This window comes from Pseudoalteromonas sp. S408 (assembly GCF_005886645.1).
In the GTDB taxonomy this organism is placed as follows: Bacteria; Pseudomonadota; Gammaproteobacteria; order Enterobacterales; family Alteromonadaceae; genus Pseudoalteromonas.
The window spans coordinates 158,980-182,367 of the sequence record NZ_PNDY01000002.1 but is presented as its reverse complement, the minus strand read 5'-3'; the positions used below and the strand labels follow the sequence as shown (position 1 = coordinate 182,367).

The window sequence follows — 23,388 nt, the reverse complement described above, 5'->3', positions numbered from 1 at the left end:
GTTATACCGCCTCGTAAGTTGATTTAATGGCGGTAATGACCGCTTGAGCTTTGGCACGTGTTTCGTTAGCTTCAGATTGCGGGTCTGAATCAAATACAACCCCAGCCCCAGCTTGAACATAGGCCATGTTGTTTTTAACAAAAGCAGAGCGAATAACAATACAGCTGTCCATTGCGCCATCACCGGTTAAATAACCCACTGCGCCACCGTAACTGCCGCGTCGTTTGCCCTCTGTTTGGCGAACAAGTTCTGCGGCACGTACTTTGGGTGCGCCTACCAAGGTACCCATGTTCATACACGCTTGGTAAGCATGCAGTGCATCTAGTTCTGGTTTTAATGTGCCAACAACACGTGAAACCAAATGCATAACCTGCGAATAACGGTCTACTTTTAAGAGCTCTTTTGCATGACGAGTACCTGCAACACTAATGCGCGCTACATCGTTACGGGCTAAGTCAACAAGCATTAGGTGTTCTGCCCGTTCTTTTTGATCGTTTCTAAGTTCAAGCTCAATACGACTATCCAAGTCAGGATTTATTTGCCCATTAGCAAACTTACCACGAGGGCGAGTCCCTGCAATTGGATATACTTCTACCTGTTGGTTATTAACATCATATTTAAGTGCCGATTCCGGCGATGCACCAAATAAAGCAAACTCTTCGTCGCGCATGTAAAACATGTAAGGGCTTGGATTTTGCTGTTTTAATTGGCTGTACGCATGTAAAGCGTTAGGGCAAGGCAGGGAAAAAGTTCGAGAGGGAACAACCTGAAAAATATCACCGTCAACAATGTTCTTTTTTAGTTTTACAACTTGTTCGCAGTAAGTCTCGTCACTTATGTCTACATTAACGTCGCATTCCCCTTTGTTTAATGGGGCGCTGTACTGGGCTGCGTTATCGCAAAGACTGTTTAATCGCTCCAGTTGTTTACCTACTTCAAAACAGTTTGCGTGCACGTCTGGGCCGTTAAACACATTACCAATCAGTTCTGTGGTTTGTTTTTGATGATCAATTACAACGAGTGTTTCAGCTAAATAAAATACATAGTCAGGGCAGCTGTTTTCGCCATCGGGCACATCACTTAACTGTTCAAAGTTTGCAACCATGTCGTAGGCAAATACACCGCCTAAAAATAAAGAGAATGGATTGTTAGTGGTGCTTTTGATTGAGTTTATACAGGTTCGTAGGGCACTAAATGCGTTATCCGCTACTAATTTACTGGCTTCATCAATGTCGTTATGTGTACTTAAGTAATTTAGGGTTAGGCTTGTATCGTTTAGCTCGGCTTTACAGTTTTTAACATTAGCTTGTAAGTAACTTAACAGCTGCTGCCCATTGTTTGATTGGGCTGTAATTATGACTGTTTTGCCTTGGCAAACGATGCGTAATGCACAATCGACTAAAATTAAACTTTTTACACTGTCTTTAGAATCAATTTCAGCTGATTCAAGTAGCAGTGAGTTGGGTTTATCAAGCGCTGCGTATAATGCAAGTGGGCTACTAATGTAATCGCGTGTTTGCGTAATACTGGTTACTTCACCCGGTGTAGTTGTTATATGACTAAAAATCAAACCTCATTCCCTCAAAAAATTAAACCCCGCAATGCTGTGCAATGCGGGGTTTGAATAACGTATCTAAATTACAAACAGATCATTACAGTCCCGCTATACCAGGCGCCACCACCAATGATGTGTAAGAGTAAGACCGTTATTCATGTTTTTCTGCCTCAAATTTATTATGTATTTATTAAAATTTAGTTATAAAAAAACCCGCATATTTGCGGGTTTTGAAATTTTGTCAGACACGACAATTCATCACCCGATTATTACGAGTGCCACCACCAGATTGTGTTTAGGTTTGAATTGTTCATAGTATTTAATTCTTGATGTGCCTTAAAGTGGCTACAGTAAAACGTATCTTGTGCTTTTGTGTCAAGTGTTTATTAAAAACAATTTAGTGAAAAAACTTGTTATACTTGCATAAACACCTTTAAACCTTAATTTTAAGCAGTTTTCTTTTGATAAAATATGATTTACATAGTCACACCACACATTCAGACGGGCATTTAACGGTTGAAGAATTATTAAACCGTGCGGTAGATAAAAACATTGATGTGTTTGCTATTACCGATCATGACACTGTGGCAGCTATTAAGCCGGCTCAATCATTTATTAAGTCAGAGAATCTTCCGCTGTCATTAATTACAGGCACAGAAATATCGACGAAATGGGAAAGTTTTGAGATTCATATTCTAGGCTTAAACATAAATGTCGATAACGAAGAGCTCGATGCCTTATTATCAGCACAGCAACAAAAGCGCGAAGAGCGGGCAACACAAATAGGCTTTCGTTTAGAGAAAAATGGCTTTGAAGGCATTTATGACCAAGCTAAAGAGCTTGCTGTAAATGGACAAATTACACGCGCTCATTTTGCACGTGCATTAATGCAGCGTGGAGTAGCTAAAAATTTCCCTGGGGTATTTAAAAAGTATTTAGGGCGAGGTAAAACAGGATACGTACCAAGTTGTTGGTGCGATATGCAAACTGCTATTAATGCAATACATGCAGCAGGGGGCGTTGCAGTGCTTGCCCACCCGAGTAGCTATCGAATGTCTAATAAGTGGTTACGTAAGCTGTTAATTGAATTTAAAAACGCAGGTGGCGATGCAATGGAAGTAGCACAACCTCAGCAAGCACCCAGCGAGCGCCAGTTTTTGGGCGAACTTAGCCGAGAGTACGAACTATTATGTTCGCAAGGCTCTGATTTTCATTTTCCAACAAGCTATTTAGAGCTTGGTAAAAATTTATACTTACCCAAAGATTGCCAAGGTGTCTGGCAAGTTTGGGAAGGACCAAAAGGGGCATTAACATGAGTCAATTATTTCATATTCACCCAGATAACCCACAAGCAAGACTAATAACTCAGGCTGTTGATATCATAAAGCAAGGGGGCATTGTTGTTTATCCTACAGATTCGGGCTATGCGATTGGTTGTAATATTGGTAATAAGCAAGCCAAAGAGCGTATAGAGCGTATTCGTGGAATTGATAAGAACGACAATTTTACGCTTGTATGCCGTGATTTATCAGAGTTATCAACTTATGCACGTGTTGATAATCAACTATTTAGGTTAATTAAAAATAATACGCCGGGCCCTTACACCTTTATTTTCAAAGGCACAAAGGAAGTTCCTAAGCGTTTATTAAACGATAAGAAAAAAACGATTGGTATACGTGTTATTGAGCACCCAATAGCATGTGCTCTTTTAGCTGAGTTAGGCGAGCCACTCATGTCGTGTTCGCTTATTTTACCAGGGCAAGAATTTACAGAATCGGATCCTGACGAAATTTTAGATAGGCTTGATAAACACGTCGATCTTATTATTCACGGTGGATACCTACCAGAGCAAGCAACAACGGTAATTGATTTGTCTGAAGACGATGTAAAAATACTGCGTGTTGGCTGTGGTGATGTGAGCCCGTTTGAGTAAATAAACGTGACATCAACAACTAAATACCCACCAGTAATTGATGAGCCAGTGCAGCAAAATCTGCCACTGGCTTTTTTGCATGGAAAAGCCGTTGTTGATAAACCTGAAGACTTATATATTCCACCTGACGCACTCGAAGTTATTTTAGAAACCTTTGAGGGGCCGCTTGATTTACTTCTTTATTTAATAAAAAAACATAAGCTTGATGTACTTGAGCTCTCGATATTCAGTATTACAGAGCAATATGTTAGTTATGTTGAAATGATGAGCGAGTTTCACTTAGAGCTCGCCGGTGAATATTTAGTCATGGCGGCATTATTAGCACAAATAAAATCACGCCTGCTACTTCCTGTCCATGAAGAGCTCGAAGAAGAGGAAGATCCGCGTGCCGAACTTATTAAACGCTTACAAGAATACGAGCAATTTAAAAAAGCAGCTGAAAACCTAGATGACATTCCTCGTGTTGGGCGTGATATTTTTGTTGCCCGTGCCGTCATGCCTATTAACGACGATACAAACCAAAACCTACCCGAAATAGAGCTTAAAGATTTAATGCTTGCCCTGAGTGAAGTTATGGCAAGAGCTAAAACCTTTGAACATCATCAAATAACAGCAGAAGTTTTGTCAACCCGTGAGCGTATGAGCCAAATATTACACCAACTCTCCAAGGCAAATAGCGCAATAGTATTTAATGAACTTTTTAAAGTATCAGAAGGTCGCAGCGGGGTTGTTGTAAGCTTTATAGCTATGCTTGAGCTAATAAAAGAAGGACTAATTACTTGTCTGCAAGTTAACGCAGAAAGTTTAATCTACGTCAGTCTTAGTGAATAGCCGCTGCTAATAAATACTTTAATTACCCTTTAATTACCCTTTAATTTCCTTAATTTAATTTACGCCAATTACTTTTGTGCATATATGCACAGAAGCTGTTTGTTTACGCTATTTTACTAAATGACAATCTGCTATATCTTGTACATATTAAAACACAGGATATTAATTATGCTTAAAAATACGCCGCTATCTTATGGATTCGTTGCCATTACTTTGCACTGGTTAATGGCGCTTACTGTTATAGGCTTATTTGGCTTGGGTTTATACATGGTCGAACTTACCTATTATGACAGCTGGTATAAAGGCTCCCTAGATTTACATAAAAGCATAGGTATTACGCTTGCAGCCGTTTTGGTTTTTAGGATTTTATGGCGCGTTTTATCTGTTAATCCAAAACCTTTAGGAACAAATTCGAAAATAAACCAACTGGCACACACGGCTCATGTAGTTATGTACATATTATTGGCTGTTATTGTGGTAGCGGGGTACTTAATTTCAACTGCAGACGGACGACCGATTGAAGTATTTATGCTGTTTAATGTATCCGCTCTTGATTTTGTTTTTGATGATCAAGCAGATATTGCAGGAAAAGTTCATTACTACGGTGCATGTATATTAATTGGGTTTGTTATTTTACATGCGCTGGGTGCGTTAAAGCACCATTTTATAGATAAAGATAAAACGTTAACAAGAATGATTACCCCATTGAAGGAAGATTAATATGAAAAAATTACTAAAAAATACGGCCGTATCTGCGGCTCTCGTTTTATCAGCATCGGCTGCAAATGCTGCTGAATATATTATTGATACAAAAGGGGCACACGCTTTTGTGAACTTTAAAATAAAGCATTTGGGATACAGCTGGTTACATGGGCGTTTTAATACGTTTGACGGTGAATTTAATTACGATGCAGAAAAACCTAATGCGTCACAAATAATGGTAAATATAGATACAACGAGCCTTGATTCTAATCATGCAGAGCGTGATAAACACTTACGTGGTAAAGATTTTTTAAATGTTGATAAATACCCAACTGCTACGTTTAAAAGTACTAACATCACGTTTAATGATGATAATTCAGGCAAAGTAACCGGTGATTTTACATTGCATGGTGTAACAAAAAGTATCACCTTTGAAATAGACAAAATCGGTGAAGGCCAAGACCCATGGGGTGGTTACCGTGTAGGCTTTGAAGGCGAAACAAGCCTTAAATTAAGTGACTATGGTATTAATTATAATTTAGGGCCTGCGTCAACTCATGTTGATATAGGATTATTTATTGAAGGTATTCGTAAATAAGCTGGGCTGTCACTAAATAATTAACTTTTAAAGCGCCGCATTAAGTGGCGCTTTTTGGTTTAATTCATTCTTGTTTTTAGCAATGGCTTTAAATGCTCGGGCAACCACTTTGATAGTGCATGAATGTATTCATCTGTTTGTTTTATTACCTTAAGATGTTTGTTTAGCAAAGCAATATTTTTAATACCTTGTTCGGTTTTAGTGCAACCAATATAGCCATAACTTAACGCAGGTGCTTCAGTTAACGGCCTTTGGGTTAAGTTATTTTGAAAGTTCATAGATTTAGCTAAATAAAAATGTTCACTTGGGTAGCCAAGTAAAATATCAATGCGTTTTAAATTAAGCATATAGGTAAGACTAGCTAAGCTATCTCGGGTAGGACGAATAACAATATCAACATCGGGCGTTGAATTAATTATACGATCAATAGCTTCCCCATAAGAGCGACTTAAAGAAACGCCTAATGTTAGCTTTTTCTCTTGCAGTAAATCATACAAAGAGACCTCAGTGTCGTTTTTAAGCGATAGCGCACTCGCTAGTTTTTTATGAAGTGCAACAGAGGGAGACAAACCCACTGTAGAACTCTCTTGAGTAAACACCATTTGCTGCTTTCTGTTTTCGTTTTTGTAAAGAGAGAGCACACACGCGTCATTAGTTTTATCTGAGAGTGTTTGAATTAACTTGCTAGCAGGCACTACAACACGGTTAAATTCAACATGTGGTAGTTGGTCTTCGAGTAATTTAATGATTGTTTCGTCGCGGCCTTGGCCCTGATATTTACCATTTAAAATATAGTAGGGCGCAAAATCGTTGGTTAACCAGTTAATTGTTTGAGCATGGCACAATGAAGTTAGAAAAAAATAAGGTAAAAGAGTTAAAAATACACGTAACATTACAGCAACCAACGAATGTAATTGAGTTAGTGTTTTAACACCTAAGTATTAAAAAGTAAAATGCCAGCAACAAGGCTGGCATAATATTCTCAATAATCTCGCGTTAATCCACGATGAAAACTGTGTTTAGCTGGCTTTTAACCATTTCACAAACTGACGTGCATCACTTGCTTTTTGAAATAATGCATTTTTTAAACCTTGCGTATCACTAAAGATAACACGATGTTTGTTTACTGAAATTGATTGCACAGGATGTGCAATTTGGATCATAGATCCGTTATATTTATAAGACATAATAAAACTCACTTTATTCTTGTAATTTATTCTGCGCTATTTTTATAGCAGATTGCAGTCAATAAATTAACGATGTTGTGTTTAGCTTCATTACAGTGTTGACGATCTTTATGACACTTTTACGATGATAGTAAAATTCATCTCGGTATTATTTAAGGGGTACTCGCCGTACAATAACTTAGCTTTCAAATATACGTTGTGCGGGGCTTACTGGATCAGGGTAAATAGGTTAACCGCGGTGGTTTCTTAAACCAGAGGGGGAATTTAACCTAAATAATAATTACGCGCAAGTTATTTGTATAAATATATAAAACATAGATTTTATCAACTGGTTAAATACGTTGATTTACGACTAAAAGGAATAGTATGCATTACATAATAGTCAGTGATATTTACGGAAAAACGCCCGCTTTACAGGACTTTTGTAAAGCATTAAACACGAAGTTTACCCTTGTTGAACCCTATGGTGGGAAAGAGCAAGCTATTGAAAGTGAAGAAAATAACTATAAAAATTTTATAAAGGAGTGTGGTCATAACGCGTATACAACAATGTTGCATAAAAAATTTGATAGACTCATATCACCTACAGTTTGTATCGCCTTTAGTGCGGGGGCTAGCGCTGCGTGGCGAGCTCAGTTATTAACAGGCAATCCACATCTTAAAAAAGTGGTTGGCTTTTATCCATCGCAAATACGAAACTACTTAAATTTAAAAGCCAATGTGCCATGTGAATTTATTTTTCCTTACCATGAAACACACTTTGATGTTACAGCTGTTATTAATGAGCTTAATGAAAAGCAAAACGTAATTTGCCAACCAACAGGTTATTGCCATGGATTTATGAACAAGCGTTCTTTAAATTATAACGAGCAAGCTTACCAACACTTTTACAACTATTTAAAGTCTAATGAGTTTTCATAATTCTGGGTGAGGTGTGTTTTAATTTAAAAAGTAAAACATTTTAAAGTGTATTAATTAATTTTTTTGTTATGTTTGGGAAGTCAGAACGGTTTTTATATTCTGCGTATAAAGAAGCAAAAATACTACTCCGTGAGAGTTTATCAAAATCTTTGATAAACGTTTTAGCACTTGAACGTGCTGTTCTACAGCATAGTTGATAGGCTTTTATTATCTCAGCTAGGGTTTGACCTTGCTGTTGAAGTGCTAAATCGGCTTCAACAAAAAACGCAGCGCCTGTCCAATACACACGTTGTTGAGCACCTTGGTTCCACATATCAGCAGAGAGTTCACTTAAGGGCTGCGATTTGGTTTTACTTTGTAGTCTAGCTCTATCAAAACCAGCATTTAATCGTTGAACAAATTGCGCTTGGGTTATTACACCGCTGTCACGCATAATTACGTTTTGCATGTAACTGGCAAACCCTTCACTTAACCAAAATGCAGAATAGGGAAAAAGCGGCAAATATAAATGCGATAGCTCGTGATATAGGGTCCAGTCTTTAGTCAATGCATTTAGACTAGCATACCTGTCTATGTGTAGTTCAAGTCCATCGGGGTTGCTTCGCTTTACCGTTGCCCATGGTACAGGCTCAAATGCAAAATATTGAGGCTTTAAATAAATAGGCAAGGTAGTTTGCTTTAAAGGCCCAAGCGTATTTTCAGTTTTTTTTACACTCTGATCAATCCAAGTAGAGACAACTTGTTGGCCATTTTTAGATAGCGAGTTAAGCTGGTGAATATCAACTTCAAGGGCATAGATGTTTAAAGAGCATAAAAATAACAACGTCCACAATATCTTCATTAAAACCCCTCATTATATTTAAAAACTAATACGAACCGTACACGCTATAAGACCACCGTTTCGTCTACATTAGCACACTGTATTTGTTATTTTTTAAACTGATACCAACTATAAAAAGGCAATTAAAGACACATCCCAATTAACATGTTTTAATCGTACTTATACATTGATTTATAGGCTTTAGTAATGCAATACCAACATATAAATATGCCCAAGCATGGGCAACATATAACGGTAGATGAGCAAGGGCAGTGGGTTATTCCTTCAGAGCCTATTATTGCCTATATTAATGGAGATGGTGTAGGGCAAGATGTCATGCCTGTTATGAGAAATATTGTAGATTGTGCTATTACACACTGTTACCAAAACAAACGAAAAATACATTGGATGCAAGTGTTTAATGGTGAGCAGGCTGCCAAGCTTTACGATGGTGATTGGTTTCCACAAGAAACAATACAAGCGGTAAGAGCATGTAAAATAGCAATAAAAGGTCCGTTAACAACCCCCTTAGGCGGAGGGTTTAGGTCTTTAAATGTTGCCTTGCGCCAAGAAATGGATTTATTTGTAAACATGCGTACCATCAAAGGAATGAGTGCTTTGCCTTCTCCATTAAAAAATCCCTTTTCAACTAATATTACCGTGCTTCGTGACAGTAGCGAAGATGTATATTCTGGCATTGAGTGGCAAGCTGGCAGCATTGAAAGTGAAAAAATGCTCGACTTTTTATGTGAAGAAATGGGGGTTACACGTCTTAGATTTTCACAAGACTGCGGGATAGGTATAAAAAATATATCCAAAGAGGGCTCTGAACGATTAACACGTTTTGCTCTTAATTTTGCCCTTAATAACAATCGAGACTCTTTAACTTTTGTTCATAAAGGCAATGTACTTAAGTTTACAGATGGTGCATTTAAACGCTGGGGCTTTGCGCTAGCCAAAAAAGAATTTAATGCTATTGAGCACGAAAATGGCCGATGGCTAAAAATTGTTCGTGATAGTCAAGCACCCTTAATAATTAAAGAAGTCATTGCCGATAACATGCTACAACAATGTTTAATGAACCCTGAGCAGTTTGATGTAGTGGCGACAACAAATCAAAATGGGGACTTTTTAGCCGATATGCTCAGTGCTCAAGTGGGTGGTGTGGGTATTATGCCAGCGGCAAATATGAATAATGATGTGGCTTTTTTTGAGCCTACTCATGGCACATTTGAACGCATTGCAGGGCAAAATAAAGCGAATCCAAGTAGTAGTATTTTGAGTGCAGTACTTATGCTTAAATTTATGAAGTGGGATGAAGCGGCGTTAACTATTGAAAATGCATTAGAAAAAACGTTAGCAAGCGGGCATGTTACTTTTGATCTAGCCCAGCAGGGCAGTGATACTTCAACAATTCATAACTCGACAACCTTAAGCTGCACAGACTTTGCAAATAAGGTTATCGAGCACTTTTAAACACATTCATTATTAAGCTGCTGACGCAGTATTAACAGTGTGCACGCATGGGCGATTAGTTAACTGTGCGGCACGGTGGTAAATGTTGTGTGCATTGGGTTCATCGCATTGTGTACCACTAAGCGTATCCATTAAAGCAACAACAATGATTGCAGGAACCTGGCAACAATACTCATCAAGTACCGCTTCAGTTGTTTGCGCATCTACATGACAATGCGGATGATTTTGCAGTTGGTACGCGTTTAGCAATGTTTGTACTTCAAGTACATCGTTTGGTTGGTGTTTAGTTTTACGACATGTACATCCAAACTCATCAACTAATGTCGCCAGTGTTTGGTATACATCTGTTGTTTGTAATGTTGCCTTAGAGCATAACTGCTCTTCAATGAACTGATGTAAGTTAGCATCAATAAATAATCCGTCTTGGCGTGTGAAAGAAGCTGTTGTCATAATAATTACTCTTAGTTTGTTGGCTTAACTTCACTCTAGCGCTAAGTGTATTATTAATGAAATTGTTGTTTTCAATAACTGACATTGATTCAATCAATATTAAGCTCGTTATACCTATTTTTCGCCTTAAATTTAAGGGCTTCTTCCTTTATTTAATTTGGTGCAAAAAATAAATAAATGCACAGAAGTGGTACGAATGTTAACTGAGGGACTATAAAGTTTTTAAGTAAGCTATTGAATTAAATTTAAATAAAAAATTTGGTATTAGCTTTGCTACATGGTGAACAGTAAGGTTACTCCCCTTGCTAAGACTTATACGACTCCAAAGCAAAACATCGAGACACTCACTATATTAAAGAGAGAGTCTCGATGTTTTATTTATTGCTAAATTAGTTTTTAAACGTTGTATTTTTAATTTACCCTAATATTCCGTCATTTTCAGTTTTAGCGCATAGATTTACAGAGTGTTGCATGAGCTGTAGCTACCCGTAATTAGGTAAGTAGAGAGCAATTTCACACAAATGTGGCTTCACGGGTTGAAATTTATTTACTGGCTCATTTGATTTCTAGTATGTATACAGTGTTATTATCTATCTGCTACTGTTTTAGCAAACTCAAGTAGTTCACGGCGCAACCATTGATGTGCTGGCGCATGATGAAGCAGTGGGCTCCATATCATTTTTACCTCAATAGGTACTATTTGAAACGGAGGCGGACTTATTACCAAGTTAGTATGTGTTGTTAATAACTTAGCTTGCCTACGCGGTAATGTAGCCATCAGTTGTTCTGATTGGCAAAGTAAGCTGGCAATCATATAGTGGCGGGTAAATACCCTAATTTTACGTGTTTGCTCTAATTGCCAGAGCGCTTCATCTACCCAACCTAATTTTTGTTTACCTGACTTGTTAGTTACAGCAGCTTCGGGCCCCCAGCCAGCACGATTTACCCAAATATGCTCTTTTTGAAGGTAATCATCGAGTGTGGCGTTTTGTAAAAAAGTATTCTTGGGATGTGTTAAACAGCAGTAGTTATCGCGCCATACAGTAGCTTGGTGAAACGACCGGGGTAATCCATTAAAGCGGTTAATAGCAAGATCTATAGTGCCTTTTTCCATATCTTGCAGGTTGACATCGCTTGGGCTTAAAACGTCAAAATTAATACCCGGATTTTTATTTAATTGAGCGGTAATAAATGGCGCTATTAACGTTGATTCTAAATAGTCGTTTGCCATTATTCTAAAGGTTATTTCAGCCGTTGCGGGGTTGAATTGCTCACTTGGTTGAGTGATTGCCTCAGCCATTTTTAATAGGGCTTCTATTTCAGGTTTTAGTAAAAGTGCTTTAGCTGTTGGAGTCATCGAGCCGGCGGCGCGAACAAGGAGCGGATCTTCAAATAAATCACGCAATCGTTTTAGTGCATTACTCATGGCAGGTTGTGTTAACGCTAATTTATTGGCGGCTTTAGACACACTTTTTTCATCTATTAACACGTTTAAATAGACGAGAAGGTTGAGATCGACGTTACGTATATTCATTAGATCAATCTTATTTATTTGCTGTATTAATTATCTAAATTAAAGCCTGCTTGCTAAGGTGTAAACCATTAATAAAAAATAACCGCCATAACGGGTAAAAATATAAGTGTTGTCAGCATGCCAAATACATTAATCGATGATTCAAATAATGCTCTTCAAAAGGTGATTGCAACTAAGCTAGCTCGTGCTGTATTTGCAGGGTTTGATGCTATGTTTGCTGAGTTTTTAAATATTACACTTGGCGCACAAAGTCGGTTTGAGCAACGCGAGTACCATGATGTACAACGTGCAATGCGTGATCGGCTACAAGTTTACGAGCGCCAGGTAAAAAACGTGAGCGAAGCGGTTAAAGTGATTGCTTATCATGAACTAGACTGCCCGCAAACATGGCAATTAGCTAAAAATATTTACGGAGATATGGTCGAGTGCCATGAGAATAAACCCATTGCGCATACATTTTTTAATTCTACATTCGGTGCTATTTGGGACGATAAAAAAATTCGTACAGTGCATTTATTTGTATTAAAAGCCAAATACCGCAGTGAGCCTCGTTCATTTGAAAGTTTAGTGAGTAGAATCTCACTTAAAAATGGGTTTGATACTGCAATTTCACAGCTTATTACTAAGCAAATGTTTAGAGTTCCATTTAGCCAATTAAATGCAGATTTAAAGCGTTTGCAGCAAACTCTAATGCAAGGTGCTAGACATCAACGTAAGCAGGTGTATGAACTTATAAATTTAAATGACGGGTTTATTGAATACGCAAACTCGTTATTTTTTAGAAACAAAGCGTGTTATTTAATTGGCCGTTGTATAGCGAAAAATGGTGATAACATGCCGTTTGCTATTGCCATTTTAAACACCGAAAAAGGCCTAAAAATAGATGCGGTAATGATGGGGGCCGATCAACTAAGTTTATTATTTGGCTTTGCCCGTACTTATTTTATGGTAGATACCGACCAACCTGCGCGTTATGTTGATTACCTCAGTGTACTTATGCCACATAAAAAGCGGTTTGAATTATTTAATGCGATTGGCTTTATTAAACACGCCAAAACTGAGTTTTACCGATATAAAGTGGATACCACCAAAAATAGCCCCACAAGTTTTAAATATGTCAATGCACCCGGTACGCCTGGCATGGTTATGCTGGTATTTACCATTGAAGGCTCAGATTACGTCTATAAAGTAATAAAAGATAAATTTAGCGCACCAAAAACAGCAACTAAGGCACAAGTAAAAGAAAAATATAACTTTGTTAAACAAGCCGACCGGGTAGGGCGATTGGTAGACACCCACGAATTTAGGTATTTGGCGTTTGATTTAAGCCGTTTTAGCAAAGAACTATTAACGCAGATGAAAACACACATCGGCAGCAGTTTAGTTATATCGGGCAAGGCACTTATTTTAAAGCATGTGTATGTTGAACGAAAAATGACCCCTCTTAATTTATATATTAACCACTGCGATGAAATGGCATTAGAGCAAGTGATGCTCGATTATGGAAAAGCGATTAAAGATTTAGCCGGGGCGAATATATTTCCAGGTGACATGCTGATGAAAAACTTCGGTGTTACGCGTTGGGGACGCGTTGTGTTTTACGACTTTGATGAGATTTGCCCATTAACTCAGTGTAATTTTAGAGATGTCCCTCAATCACAAAATGCACTAGAAGAGCTTAGCAGTCATTCTTATTTTGATATTGATGAAAACGATATATTTCCAAGCCAATTTAAGGTTTTTTTTAGCGCAAATACCCATGCGTTTGAGTACTTTAACACCCACCACAGTGATTTATTCACAACTGCTTTTTGGCAACAGTGTCAACAGCAAATACAAAACGGCTTTTTACCTGATGTTTACCCGTATAAGCAAAGTTGGCGGTTTAAACCGGAATAATTACCCCCATATTTATAGTATGACTTAGTTAAAGCACAGGAGTGGTAATGAAATATATTTCCCATGAAGGTGGAGACCTTGCCTTTAGTGGTACCCGTAAACCGCAGCTAAAAAATCATGAAGTACTTGTTAAAGTGGCTGCAATTGGTGTGAATCGTGCTGACTGTATGCAACGCCAAGGTAAATACCCAGCCCCAAAAGGTGATAGTCCAATTTTAGGGTTAGAGTGCGCAGGCACTGTTGTTGAGGTTGGTAGCAAAGTGGATAAAATATGGTTAAATAAACGCATTTTTACACTGTGTGCAGGTGGTGCTTATAGCGAATATGTTGCCGTAGATGCCAAACAACTAATGGAGCTACCTGAAGACCTTACTATGGTTGAAGGCGCAGCCATAAGCGAAGTGTATTTAACTGCGTTTGGTGCATTATTTGAGCTTGGCAAATTACAATACGGGCAAACGGTATTAATCCATGCCGGGGCCAGTGGAGTAGGTGGTGCCGCAATTCAAATGGCAAAAAGTGCAGGGGCCACGGTTGTTATAACTGCAGGTTCAGATGAAAAATGCCAGCACGCCAAGGCACTAGGAGCCGATTATACAATTAACTACAAAACCACTGACTTTGTAGATTACATGCAAAGCCATAATTTAACCGCGAATGTAATTGTTGATCCTGTAGCAGGGCGTTATTTAAATAAAAATGCTTCAATTGCAGCCATGGACTGTCAAATAATTATGCTTGCCTTTTTAGACGGACGTTTTGCTGAGGTTGATTTTGCAGCGCTTTTGCGCAAAAGGATTTCGTTTCATGCATCAACCCTTCGTAACCGCAGTATTGAGTTTAAACGCCAACTAAGAGATGACCTAGTTGCACGCTTTTACAACGATATAGCATCTAAAAACTATAACTTTAACGTATACAGAACTCTGCCCTGGACACAGGCTGCAGAGGCGCATGCAATATTAGAGCGCAACGAAAATGCGGGAAAAGTCGTATTGCTTGTAGAATAACGCTTTATTTTACACGTTATGCCCATATAATTTAATCATGCACACGTTATTATAAAACCAAGGTTAAAAATGAATCCAATAATTGCAATTTTAAAAGAACACAATGTAAGCGATGAGAAAGTGAAAGCGTTATTTGAGGCGTTTACACAAAACCCAATGATGGCTATGGCACTTTTACAAGAGCTAGGTATTCCACCTGAAAAACTTCAGCAATTGATGGCCGTTGTTATGACCCAGCCCCATTTAATTAAAGAAGCGACTGAAGAATTAGGTTTAGACTTTGAAAAAGTAAAAGAAGCAAAAGATAAGCTCAATCAACAATAAGTGTGTGATATTTTTAGTTAAAGAAGCATCAGCACCTGCTGATGCTTCTTTTTTTATTTAAACTTTAGTGCTTATTCTTTTGGAAGAAGTACCGTGTCAATGACATGAATGACGCCATTACTTGCCTTAACATCTGGCATAACAACGTGTGCGTTGTTTATCATCACGCCCATGTCTGTTTTGACCATTACTGACTGGCCCTGCAATGTTTTAGCACTGTCTAGATTAACCACATCTTTTGCCATTACTTTACCAGCGACGACATGGTAGGTTAGCACTGTGGTTAGTTTGTCTTTGTTCTCAGGCTTTAGTAGCATTTCAACGGTGCCGTCAGGTAATTTTGAAAAAGCGGCATCGGTTGGAGCAAAAATAGTAAATGGTCCTTTGCCTTTGAGGGTATCAACTAATCCGGCTGCTTTGACTGCTGCAACAAGCGTTGTGAAAGAGCCATTTTCAACTGCTACATCAACCACGTCTTTCTTCATGCCATGATGATTGGCCTGCGCGGTAAATGAAAAACCCATGCTTGCGACGGTGATTAAAACTGCGGTGGTTATCTTCTTAAACATGTTAGCTTCCTTTACGTTAATATTTTATAAATTCCTAAGATGCTACGCTGTTGTAAATTTAATCGATCAAAAAGCATTTATTGGTCAAACATTTTTTGTTACATCCTTTTTTGAACTGCTAAAGCGGTGTTAGGTCATAACGTTATTCGATCAGTTAAAGGGAGTAGTTATGAAGGTGCTTTATAAATTTTGGAAAAATAATCGTTCACTCATTGTATTTATTGCCTTAATGAGTGTATTTAGAAGCGCTGTAGCCGATTGGTACGAAGTACCTACGAGCTCGATGAAACCTACAATTGCGCAAGGAGATAGAATTTTAACCGACAAAATGGCATACGACTTACGAGTGCCTTTTACACATATTTCTCTTCTTAAATTGAACGAACCACAAACCGGGGACATTGTTGTATTCGACTCACAAGCAGTAGGTAATCGATTAATTAAACGTGTGATAGGTGTACCCGGTGATACCGTTTCTTTGGTAAATAACGAATTAATTATTAATGGCAAAAAACTTAATTACGAACATGCACAAAATAATATCGATTCGGTTGATAAAATAGAGACGTTAAACGCTAAGAAGCACACTATTAGGGTGGCAAATGTACCATCCCAATTAGCTGACTTTAAAATGGTCACCATTCCAGATGATTACTATTTGGCAATGGGGGATAACCGTGACAATAGCGCAGATTCGCGCGTAATTGGTTTAATCCCTCGTGGTGAATTACTCGGGAAAGCAAATAAGGTTATTGTGTCGCTTGATTATGATAATTATTATTTACCAAGGAAAGATCGTGTAATGCTCTCCTTAAACTAAATTCATTTTGACTTTGTTTTAGCACAGTATTAAGTGTCTGCTTTAATTTAAGTTTAAACCATACCGCGTAATTACGGCTGAATCAAAGCCCTTTACCCAGTGGGGATGTTAGCTAAATAGTCATGAACTAATTGTATAAGAGCGTGCTTATCGTATTGGTTTTTAATTACTTTTGAAAAGTCACTACTGATGGCTACGGCGCAAGCGCCTGCATTGAACCACTGATTAACGTTATCTAAATTTATACCACCAACAGGCATTAAATTGGCGCTATCAAATGGCCCTTTTAATGCCTTAAAATAGCCAATTCCCATACTGCCTGCTGGAAATACCTTAGTAATATCCGCGTTATATTCAATCGCGTTAGCAATATCTGTGGGCGTTAAAGCCCCCATTAAAACGGGCAAATTATGTTAGTGGGCAAGTGACACTATACGCTTATTAGTATTTGGGGTGACTATAAACTGTGCGCCGGCATTAATTGCTTTTTTGGCAAGTTCAATATTTGTAATAGTGCCTGCACCCACCAAAATATGTTGGTGACGCGCACGCGCACTCTTTATTTCTTGCTCAAACCCCGGTGTATTTGAGGTTATTTCAAGCACCTTTATGCCCGCTTCAACTAGGGAGTCTAAAAGTGGTGCCACATCGGCTTGCTGTTTTAAGCGGATAATAGCGACTATTTTTTGCTCTAGAATTTTGCTGCAAATTGCCGTTTGTTGTTGAGTGACCGTACTGGGCATTGTGTTACTTTTTTACTATTAATTGACAGATGGTACAAAAAATCGATAAGAGTCGCAAACGGAGTATCAATAATACAAAAAAACCGCTGTAAATCAGCGGTTTTTTTATTCATAAGTGTAAGTTTACATTACACGCATACCTGGCTCTGAGCCGTCGTCAGGGTTAAGAATATAGATTTCTTTGCCGCCGGGTCCTGCTGCTAATACCATGCCTTCAGACATACCAAAGCGCATTTTACGAGGCTTAAGGTTTGCTACCATAACAGTTAGTTTACCTTCGATATCTTCAGGTGCGTAAGCTGATTTAATACCAGCAAACACTTGGCGCGTTTCGCCGCCTAAATCAAGTGTTAGCTTAAGTAGTTTATCTGCGCCTTCAACGTGCTCTGCCTTTGCAATTTTAGCTACGCGTAAGTCTACTTTTGCAAAGTCATCAAATTCAATCTCTTCGCTTATAGGCTCTTTTGCAAGTGGACTATTTGGATCAATTGTAGTTTGTGGCGCTAGGCTTTCTTTTGATTCTTCAACCATTTTGTTTACTTTGTCCATTTCTACGCGTTGCATTAACGGTTTAAATTTATTAATAGAGTGGTTTACTAGTGGTGTTTGCACTGCATTCCAAGCTAAGTCATCGTTTAAAAACGCTTCTACGTTTTCGGCCATGGCTGGTAGTACTGGCTTTAAGTAGGTAATTAAAACACGGAATAAGTTAAGACCAAGCGAACATACATCATGCGCTTCTTGTTGCTTAGTTTCGTCTTTAATGAGTACCCAAGGTGCTGCGCCATCAATAAATTGGTTCGCTTTGTCAGCCAAAGCCATAATTTCACGAATAGCACGGCTGTATTCACGGTTTTCATAATGAGCAGTAATGCTTGGTGCCGCTGCCTGAAACTCTTCAAGTAACTCTGGTTGCATAATGGTGCTACTTAGCTTGCCATCAAACTTTTTAGTAATAAAGCCAGCACAGCGACTCGCTATGTTTACTACTTTACCAACTAGGTCTGAATTTACACGTTGTGCAAAATCTTCTAGGTTTAAATCAAGATCAATAATGCCGCTGTTTAACTTAGCTGCGTAGTAATAACGAAGATACTCTGGGTTTAGGTTATCTAGATAAGTACGTGCTTTAATAAACGTACCCTTAGACTTAGACATTTTTTCGCCATTTACAGTAACAAAACCGTGTGCAAATACGTTGGTCGGCTTTCTAAAGTTAGCGCCTTCTAGCATTGCTGGCCAAAATAAACTGTGGAAATAAATAATATCTTTGCCAATAAAGTGGTAAAGCTCAGCGTCTGAGCCTTCAGCCCAAAATGCGTCAAAATCAATACCTTTTTTGTCACACAGGTTTTTAAAACTGGCCATGTAACCAATAGGCGCGTCTAGCCATACGTAGAAGTATTTACCCGGTGCGTTTGGAATTTCAAAACCAAAATAAGGTGCGTCGCGGCTAATATCCCATTGTTGTAAACCGTCAGTAAACCATTCATCTAGTTTGTTAGCCATCTCTTGTTGAATAGTACCTGAGTGCAACCACTCTTTAAGCATGCCTTCGAATGCTGGTAGGTCAAAAAAGTAATGCTCTGAATCTTTTAAAATAGGCTCAGCACCCGACATAACTGAACGCGGGTTAATGAGCTCTGTTGGGCTGTAAGTTGCGCCACACGAATCACAGCTGTCGCCATTTTGGTTTTCAGACTTACACGTGGGGCAAGTGCCTGTTACAAAACGGTCGGGTAAAAATATCCCTTTTTCTGGATCAAATAGTTGTGAAATAGTGTGCTTTTTAATATGGCCCGCCTCATTTAAACGGTTATAAATTAGCTCACTAAACTCTTTATTTTCTTGGCTGTGCGTGCTGTGGTAATTATCAAACTTAATGTTGAAGTCGGCAAAGTCGCGCTGGCGTTCAATGCTCACATTTTTTACCATTTCTTCAGGTGTGATCCCTTGCTTTTGCGCATTTAGCATTATTGGTGTGCCGTGGGCATCGTCTGCGCAAACGTAATAGGTTTCATGGCCTTGTAGTTTTTGAAAACGTGACCAAATATCAGTTTGAATATATTCCAATAAATGACCTAAATGTGTTGGGCCATTTGCATAAGGTAATGCGCTGGTAATCAGGATCTTTCGCTGTGCCATAATCATTCCGAATTGAGGATAAGCTACCGTTTTTACTATTCAAACGGCTGTTATCATTAATTTATCTATAAGTAGGTGGCTGTGCGCGCACACTGCTCATGGATTTTTATTAATTGACTGGTGTTAATGACCTGAATGTTACATAATTCCGAGGCACTTTTCATCAAAGAAACGCTATTTAATTGCTATGTTTGGACTGTCAAAACTTTTCTCTTCTAAATCGGTGCAAAAACAACCGATTATTGCCGCTTTAGCGGCTTATCGTAGTGCGGCTTTTGCCGTAGGAATTGACGAAAAATTTATTGACTCAATTTCTGAAAACGACGATAAATCACTACAAATCACTCTTAGCTTGCCTTTTGCCGCGCAATCAGAAATGCCCCTTGTTAAACTACATCTGAGTGATGCACTCAATATTGCAGTATCGATAAAGTCAAAGGTCGATATTAAAGAGCCTGCAAAGTTTAAAGGGATTAAACATATTGTACTTATTGCCTCAGGTAAAGGTGGGGTAGGCAAATCGACTACAGCTGTTAATTTAGCGGGTGCATTAAAAGCTGAGGGAGCAAAAGTAGGTATTTTAGATGCTGATATTTATGGTCCTTCTATACCTATGTTATTGGGTCTTGTTGGTGCTGAGCCAAAAACAAAAGATAACAAACAATTACAACCGTTTGATGCCAATGGCATTAAAGCCCAATCTATTGGCTTTTTAGTGCCAAGCGATGATGCAACAGTATGGCGAGGACCAATGGCATCCGGTGCACTCAGCCAATTACTGAACGAAACTGACTGGGGAGAGCTTGATTATTTAATTGTAGATATGCCTCCTGGTACAGGTGATATACAACTTACTATGAGCCAAAAAGTGCCTGCCAGTGGGACTGTAATTGTGACTACCCCCCAAGATTTAGCGCTAGCAGATGCGCAAAAGGGTATTGCTATGTTTAATAAAGTGAACGTACCCGTACTTGGTTTAATAGAAAACATGAGCCATTACATTTGTAGCCATTGCGGTGAGGCAAACCATGTATTTGGCAAAGAAGGCGCACAAAAATTGGCGCATAAGCATGGTGTTCCCGTTTTAAGCCACATTCCCCTAGCTATAGATATAAGAGAGTACTCTGAGCAGGGAAAACTTATTGCTAACGATAACAATGCAGCAATAAGCAAAACATACAGCGCAGCAGCTAGGCTAATAGCCAGCACGCTATATTATCAACAGCATCACAATAGTATTGAAATTGTGATTTCGGAAGATTAAAAAGCATGAGACTTTCAGACACACATATAAAAGAACACTTACAAGATGGCCGTATTGTAATAGAGCCTGCTCCAAGCAGTGAGATGATATCGGGTGTGACAGCTGATTTGCGCCTTGGTAATAAGTTTAGAACGTTTAATGCCCACAATGCGGCTTATGTAGATTTGAGTGGCCCAAAGGATCAGTTAAATAAGGCCATGGAATCAATTATGAGTGAAGAGATTGAGCTTGCTGATGGAGAAGCCTTTTTTTTACACCCGGGCGAACTTGCATTGGCCATTACTCATGAAAAAGTAACCTTACCTGCTGACATCGTAGGTTGGTTAGATGGGCGTTCATCGCTTGCTCGTTTGGGTTTAATGGTGCATGTAACCGCACACAGAATCGACCCAGGCTGGAGTGGTAATATTGTATTAGAGTTTTACAACTCAGGAAAGCTCCCTTTAGCATTGCGCCCAATGATGAAAATTGGTGCCATGAGTTTCGAAATGCTCTCAGGGCCTTGTGAAAACCCTTACAATATTCGTAAAGATGCTAAATACAAAGATCAAAGTAGTGCAGTAGCGAGTCGCATAAGCGACGATAACAGCTAAATTTAATCGTGTGTATTATGAAGCGCATAACCTAATAGTTCAAAATAATGGTTAAGCGCCTTACCCGCTTTGGCGATGTGATGCGTTGGTGGGTATATTAAATTACTTGTTTGTAAGCCGCCCACTAAAAAACTATTTTTTATGTGGGGGGTTGCAGATATACAGGCTTCAAAACATCGAGCGGCAATTTCTTCAGGCATACTCATATAATTCATATTATGTGCCTGGTCGTGTTTAATACATGCTTGCACAAACTCATTGGCATTTTCGCCATTTTCATCTAAAAATACTTCTTTATAAAAACTGTTCAGCGCGTCATTAAGTGGGTGCGATAAATTTGGCGTGTTAGAAAGCCAAAGCTTTGAAGCAAATCCATAGCGTGGTTTTACTTTAAATAAATGTTCACTAATGTGGTGATCGAATGCATGAAACCACTCATGCGCGAGCGCACCACCGCCCGCATTTTTAGCAAGTGCTAATGTTTGACTGCCTGCATTGTAATGCGCTTGCACACCTTTTTGACCACCGTGGCCAAATGCAAAATTTAACTTTCCGCGCAGACCAATTGCTTTAGGTGGTAGATGCAGTATTTGCGCTAGGTCGGCCAGCGCATCGTAAATTAAATTAGCGCTAATATAGCGCTCTTCTTTGGTTACCCATTTACCAACCACCATTGATCTGAACCCAAACGTGGTTCTTATATCGCTAAAATCAACTTGGTCATCAAAGCGATAGTCGGGGCCTTGACGAGTAAATCCTCGTTTTAATCTATTTGGGTAATGTCGCATCTGTTTTATGAAAAACTAAATTTAAGTTAAGTAACGTGCTTTTACGTGCTCGGGCATGTGTTGGGTCTGTTTATTTATTAATTCTTCTAGTAGTGCAAATAAAGGCTCTGGGTTTAATTGCTCAATGAGGGTTAAGCTATGTGCAACGGCTTCAAGCGTTGAAAGGCTGTCGGCACGAGGCGCTTTACGAATAGTGTAACGATTTTTAGGTACTTGTTTAAAACTGATGGTTTTAAACTGGCTAAGTATGGGAGTGAGCTGCAAAATTTTATAAGCTTTATTCCATGTACCATCGATAACAATCAAATGGGTAATATAGTTGTTAGTTGTGAAGCTTGGCTCATCTAAGTAGGTGGCGTCATCGTTAGGGTAAAGCAGACCTGTTGATTCTTTTGGCAGGTTATTTAAAGCCTTAAAGTCATGGCTGTTTTCACCTTTTATTATTAAGCAATTAGTTAAACTTAACTTAAGTAGTTTTGCGGTGTTTTTGACTATTTTTTCTTCGCTAGGGTGTTGCAGAATAACAACTTTAACTTTATTAGGTATGATTTTGACAGCGCTGCATACGCAGGTGTTGAGAGCAAAATTACAATGATTACAAAGAGTGCGTGCCATTTTAAAAACTTTCATAACGTTATTAACCCATTAATTATACATTTGTACGGGCAATTAAGTTGGTTTTTTTTGTTTATCAATATAAAGTAGTTATTACAATCAGAATACTTATGGATAGTTTGAGGACTTAAATTATGGCAGACATTACCATAGACACATCAGCATTAGAAAACATGAAATCGTTACTCGGAGAGCAGTTTGCTGATACGCTCGACTTTTGCTGTGCAGAGTTTGAGCGTTTAGGTTCAGAAGTTGTGGCAACAATTGGCAAAGATAAAGAAGCCGCGATTCGTCATTCTCATAGTTTAAAATCAAATGCAGCACAGTTTGGAGCCTCGAGTCTTGCTGAGGTTTCGCGCACTATTGAGCTAAGTTTAGTTGATGACGATTTAGACAAAGCAATGGACGCATGTGCAAGCTTAATGCCGCAGGTAGAGGGTTCTCAATCTGAATTTAAACAATGGCTAGATGCTCAATAACAAACGTGAATTAATTTCAGTTTTAAGCTGTTAAATTTGCTGGTGTTTTATATTTACTCGGTTAGTCTAACAGGTTACCGGGGGCTTTTATCGTTAAGATAAATTAGACCTTGCTAATAACAAATCAACTTA

24 protein-coding genes and 1 pseudogene are annotated in these 23,388 nt (G+C 38.6%); 14 read left to right on the top strand and 11 right to left on the bottom strand.

The genetic code is table 11. The features are described from left to right. Position 1 precedes the first annotated feature (1 nt). Positions 2-1,570 carry an anthranilate synthase component 1 gene (locus tag CWB62_RS03165; protein WP_138530012.1) on the bottom strand — a complete coding sequence of 523 codons (1,569 nt, stop codon included), beginning with the start codon at positions 1,568-1,570 and terminating at the stop codon, positions 2-4. A gap of 446 nt (positions 1,571-2,016) precedes the next feature. On the opposite strand from CWB62_RS03165, the gene rnm reads away from it, so the two are divergent. The 5 genes from rnm (at position 2,017) to CWB62_RS03140 (ending at position 5,619) form a co-directional block, all read left to right on the top strand. Next, positions 2,017-2,871 (top strand): RNase RNM, encoded by an 855-nt coding sequence (gene rnm / locus CWB62_RS03160; protein ID WP_138530014.1) that lies wholly within the window; start codon positions 2,017-2,019, stop codon positions 2,869-2,871. Further along, positions 2,868-3,488 (top strand): L-threonylcarbamoyladenylate synthase, encoded by a 621-nt coding sequence (locus CWB62_RS03155; RefSeq protein WP_138530016.1) that lies wholly within the window; start codon positions 2,868-2,870, stop codon positions 3,486-3,488. Before rnm ends, CWB62_RS03155 begins: the two co-directional genes overlap by 4 nt. A 6-nt stretch (positions 3,489-3,494) precedes the next feature. Beyond that, the gene (locus CWB62_RS03150; RefSeq protein WP_058404402.1) at positions 3,495-4,319 is read left to right on the top strand and encodes a segregation and condensation protein A; all 825 of its coding nucleotides are present in this window, start codon (positions 3,495-3,497) and stop codon (positions 4,317-4,319) included. Positions 4,320-4,487: 168 nt separating this feature from the next. After that, positions 4,488-5,039, top strand: a complete 552-nt coding sequence (locus CWB62_RS03145; RefSeq protein WP_138530018.1) for a cytochrome b — start codon at positions 4,488-4,490, stop codon at positions 5,037-5,039. 1 nt (position 5,040) lies between these two features. Continuing rightward, positions 5,041-5,619, top strand: a complete 579-nt coding sequence (locus CWB62_RS03140; protein ID WP_138530020.1) for a YceI family protein — start codon at positions 5,041-5,043, stop codon at positions 5,617-5,619. 59 nt (positions 5,620-5,678) lie between these two features. Here the strand turns inward: CWB62_RS03140 and CWB62_RS03135 are convergent, their stop codons facing one another. Beyond that, positions 5,679-6,512: a TIGR02285 family protein gene (locus CWB62_RS03135; RefSeq protein WP_138530022.1), complete on the bottom strand. Its 834-nt coding sequence runs from the start codon at positions 6,510-6,512 to the stop codon at positions 5,679-5,681. Between the two features lie 126 nt (positions 6,513-6,638). Next, entirely contained in the window at positions 6,639-6,782 is a 144-nt protein-coding gene (locus CWB62_RS18610) for a hypothetical protein (protein WP_008113633.1), read from the bottom strand. 390 nt (positions 6,783-7,172) lie between these two features. Here CWB62_RS18610 and CWB62_RS03130 point away from each other — a divergent pair, with 390 nt between their 5' ends. Beyond that, on the top strand, positions 7,173-7,727 hold the full coding sequence (locus tag CWB62_RS03130; protein ID WP_138530024.1) for a dienelactone hydrolase family protein: 555 nt from the start codon (positions 7,173-7,175) through the stop codon (positions 7,725-7,727). Between the two features lie 40 nt (positions 7,728-7,767). On the opposite strand, the gene CWB62_RS03125 is transcribed toward CWB62_RS03130, so the two are convergent. After that, positions 7,768-8,568, bottom strand: a complete 801-nt coding sequence (locus CWB62_RS03125; protein WP_138530026.1) for a M61 family metallopeptidase — start codon at positions 8,566-8,568, stop codon at positions 7,768-7,770. A gap of 186 nt (positions 8,569-8,754) precedes the next feature. On the opposite strand from CWB62_RS03125, the gene icd reads away from it, so the two are divergent. Next, the gene (gene icd / locus CWB62_RS03120) at positions 8,755-10,023 is read left to right on the top strand and encodes an NADP-dependent isocitrate dehydrogenase (RefSeq protein WP_138530027.1); all 1,269 of its coding nucleotides are present in this window, start codon (positions 8,755-8,757) and stop codon (positions 10,021-10,023) included. A 12-nt stretch (positions 10,024-10,035) separates the two neighbouring features. Here icd and CWB62_RS03115 read toward each other — a convergent pair whose 3' ends face one another. Together CWB62_RS03115 and CWB62_RS03110 are read right to left on the bottom strand one after the other, a co-directional pair. Next, entirely contained in the window at positions 10,036-10,473 is a 438-nt protein-coding gene (locus tag CWB62_RS03115; protein ID WP_058404408.1) for a hypothetical protein, read from the bottom strand. A gap of 586 nt (positions 10,474-11,059) precedes the next feature. After that, a complete protein-coding gene (locus tag CWB62_RS03110) occupies positions 11,060-12,007 on the bottom strand; it encodes a LysR family transcriptional regulator (protein ID WP_138530028.1) in 948 nt (315 codons plus the stop codon). 117 nt (positions 12,008-12,124) lie between these two features. On the opposite strand from CWB62_RS03110, the gene aceK reads away from it, so the two are divergent. The 3 genes from aceK (at position 12,125) to CWB62_RS03095 (ending at position 15,240) form a co-directional block, all read left to right on the top strand. Then, complete coding sequence (gene aceK, locus CWB62_RS03105) at positions 12,125-13,906, top strand: bifunctional isocitrate dehydrogenase kinase/phosphatase (protein WP_138530030.1); 1,782 nt, start codon at positions 12,125-12,127, stop codon at positions 13,904-13,906. A gap of 47 nt (positions 13,907-13,953) precedes the next feature. Continuing rightward, positions 13,954-14,916, top strand: a complete 963-nt coding sequence (locus CWB62_RS03100; protein ID WP_138530032.1) for a zinc-binding dehydrogenase — start codon at positions 13,954-13,956, stop codon at positions 14,914-14,916. A gap of 69 nt (positions 14,917-14,985) precedes the next feature. After that, entirely contained in the window at positions 14,986-15,240 is a 255-nt protein-coding gene (locus CWB62_RS03095; protein ID WP_138530034.1) for a DUF2999 family protein, read from the top strand. Positions 15,241-15,311: 71 nt separating this feature from the next. Here CWB62_RS03095 and CWB62_RS03090 read toward each other — a convergent pair whose 3' ends face one another. Beyond that, positions 15,312-15,809 (bottom strand): fasciclin domain-containing protein, encoded by a 498-nt coding sequence (locus tag CWB62_RS03090; RefSeq protein WP_138530036.1) that lies wholly within the window; start codon positions 15,807-15,809, stop codon positions 15,312-15,314. Positions 15,810-15,978: 169 nt separating this feature from the next. On the opposite strand from CWB62_RS03090, the gene lepB reads away from it, so the two are divergent. Beyond that, a complete protein-coding gene (gene lepB / locus CWB62_RS03085; protein WP_138530038.1) occupies positions 15,979-16,629 on the top strand; it encodes a signal peptidase I in 651 nt (216 codons plus the stop codon). Positions 16,630-16,721: 92 nt separating this feature from the next. On the opposite strand, the pseudogene CWB62_RS03080 reads toward lepB, so the two are convergent. Together CWB62_RS03080 and metG are read right to left on the bottom strand one after the other, a co-directional pair. Continuing rightward, positions 16,722-17,372 (bottom strand): annotated as a pseudogene (locus CWB62_RS03080) (bifunctional 4-hydroxy-2-oxoglutarate aldolase/2-dehydro-3-deoxy-phosphogluconate aldolase). Between the two features lie 123 nt (positions 17,373-17,495). Next, the gene (metG, locus tag CWB62_RS03075) at positions 17,496-19,517 is read right to left on the bottom strand and encodes a methionine--tRNA ligase (protein ID WP_138530040.1); all 2,022 of its coding nucleotides are present in this window, start codon (positions 19,515-19,517) and stop codon (positions 17,496-17,498) included. Between the two features lie 187 nt (positions 19,518-19,704). Between metG and apbC the strand changes: the two genes are divergently transcribed. Then, positions 19,705-20,781: an iron-sulfur cluster carrier protein ApbC gene (gene apbC, locus CWB62_RS03070; protein ID WP_138530042.1), complete on the top strand. Its 1,077-nt coding sequence runs from the start codon at positions 19,705-19,707 to the stop codon at positions 20,779-20,781. 5 nt (positions 20,782-20,786) lie between these two features. Beyond that, positions 20,787-21,374, top strand: coding sequence for a dCTP deaminase (gene dcd, locus CWB62_RS03065; RefSeq protein ID WP_058404418.1), 588 nt, complete (start codon positions 20,787-20,789; stop codon positions 21,372-21,374). A gap of 2 nt (positions 21,375-21,376) precedes the next feature. Here the strand turns inward: dcd and CWB62_RS03060 are convergent, their stop codons facing one another. Together CWB62_RS03060 and CWB62_RS03055 are read right to left on the bottom strand one after the other, a co-directional pair. After that, positions 21,377-22,162, bottom strand: coding sequence for a CLCA_X family protein (locus CWB62_RS03060; protein WP_138530044.1), 786 nt, complete (start codon positions 22,160-22,162; stop codon positions 21,377-21,379). A gap of 21 nt (positions 22,163-22,183) precedes the next feature. After that, positions 22,184-22,777: a tRNA-uridine aminocarboxypropyltransferase gene (locus tag CWB62_RS03055; protein ID WP_058404478.1), complete on the bottom strand. Its 594-nt coding sequence runs from the start codon at positions 22,775-22,777 to the stop codon at positions 22,184-22,186. Positions 22,778-22,911: 134 nt separating this feature from the next. On the opposite strand from CWB62_RS03055, the gene CWB62_RS03050 reads away from it, so the two are divergent. Further along, complete coding sequence (locus tag CWB62_RS03050; RefSeq protein WP_058404420.1) at positions 22,912-23,256, top strand: Hpt domain-containing protein; 345 nt, start codon at positions 22,912-22,914, stop codon at positions 23,254-23,256. Positions 23,257-23,388 lie beyond the last annotated feature (132 nt).

Bases quoted from the DNA above. Each gene is read 5' to 3' on its own strand.
- CWB62_RS03155 (WP_138530016.1), top strand. From the start codon at position 2,868: ATGAGTCAATTATTTCATATTCACCCAGATAACCCACAAGCAAGACTA.
- CWB62_RS03145 (WP_138530018.1), top strand. From the start codon at position 4,488: ATGCTTAAAAATACGCCGCTATCTTATGGATTCGTTGCCATTACTTTG.
- CWB62_RS03140 (WP_138530020.1), top strand. From the start codon at position 5,041: ATGAAAAAATTACTAAAAAATACGGCCGTATCTGCGGCTCTCGTTTTA.
- CWB62_RS03135 (WP_138530022.1), bottom strand. From the start codon at position 6,512: ATGTTACGTGTATTTTTAACTCTTTTACCTTATTTTTTTCTAACTTCA.
- CWB62_RS18610 (WP_008113633.1), bottom strand. From the start codon at position 6,782: ATGATCCAAATTGCACATCCTGTGCAATCAATTTCAGTAAACAAACAT.
- CWB62_RS03130 (WP_138530024.1), top strand. From the start codon at position 7,173: ATGCATTACATAATAGTCAGTGATATTTACGGAAAAACGCCCGCTTTA.
- CWB62_RS03125 (WP_138530026.1), bottom strand. From the start codon at position 8,568: ATGAAGATATTGTGGACGTTGTTATTTTTATGCTCTTTAAACATCTAT.
- icd (WP_138530027.1), top strand. From the start codon at position 8,755: ATGCAATACCAACATATAAATATGCCCAAGCATGGGCAACATATAACG.
- CWB62_RS03115 (WP_058404408.1), bottom strand. From the start codon at position 10,473: ATGACAACAGCTTCTTTCACACGCCAAGACGGATTATTTATTGATGCT.
- CWB62_RS03110 (WP_138530028.1), bottom strand. From the start codon at position 12,007: ATGAATATACGTAACGTCGATCTCAACCTTCTCGTCTATTTAAACGTG.
- aceK (WP_138530030.1), top strand. From the start codon at position 12,125: ATGCCAAATACATTAATCGATGATTCAAATAATGCTCTTCAAAAGGTG.
- CWB62_RS03100 (WP_138530032.1), top strand. From the start codon at position 13,954: ATGAAATATATTTCCCATGAAGGTGGAGACCTTGCCTTTAGTGGTACC.
- CWB62_RS03095 (WP_138530034.1), top strand. From the start codon at position 14,986: ATGAATCCAATAATTGCAATTTTAAAAGAACACAATGTAAGCGATGAG.
- CWB62_RS03090 (WP_138530036.1), bottom strand. From the start codon at position 15,809: ATGTTTAAGAAGATAACCACCGCAGTTTTAATCACCGTCGCAAGCATG.
- lepB (WP_138530038.1), top strand. From the start codon at position 15,979: ATGAAGGTGCTTTATAAATTTTGGAAAAATAATCGTTCACTCATTGTA.
- metG (WP_138530040.1), bottom strand. From the start codon at position 19,517: ATGGCACAGCGAAAGATCCTGATTACCAGCGCATTACCTTATGCAAAT.
- apbC (WP_138530042.1), top strand. From the start codon at position 19,705: ATGTTTGGACTGTCAAAACTTTTCTCTTCTAAATCGGTGCAAAAACAA.
- dcd (WP_058404418.1), top strand. From the start codon at position 20,787: ATGAGACTTTCAGACACACATATAAAAGAACACTTACAAGATGGCCGT.
- CWB62_RS03060 (WP_138530044.1), bottom strand. From the start codon at position 22,162: ATGCGACATTACCCAAATAGATTAAAACGAGGATTTACTCGTCAAGGC.
- CWB62_RS03055 (WP_058404478.1), bottom strand. From the start codon at position 22,777: ATGGCACGCACTCTTTGTAATCATTGTAATTTTGCTCTCAACACCTGC.
- CWB62_RS03050 (WP_058404420.1), top strand. From the start codon at position 22,912: ATGGCAGACATTACCATAGACACATCAGCATTAGAAAACATGAAATCG.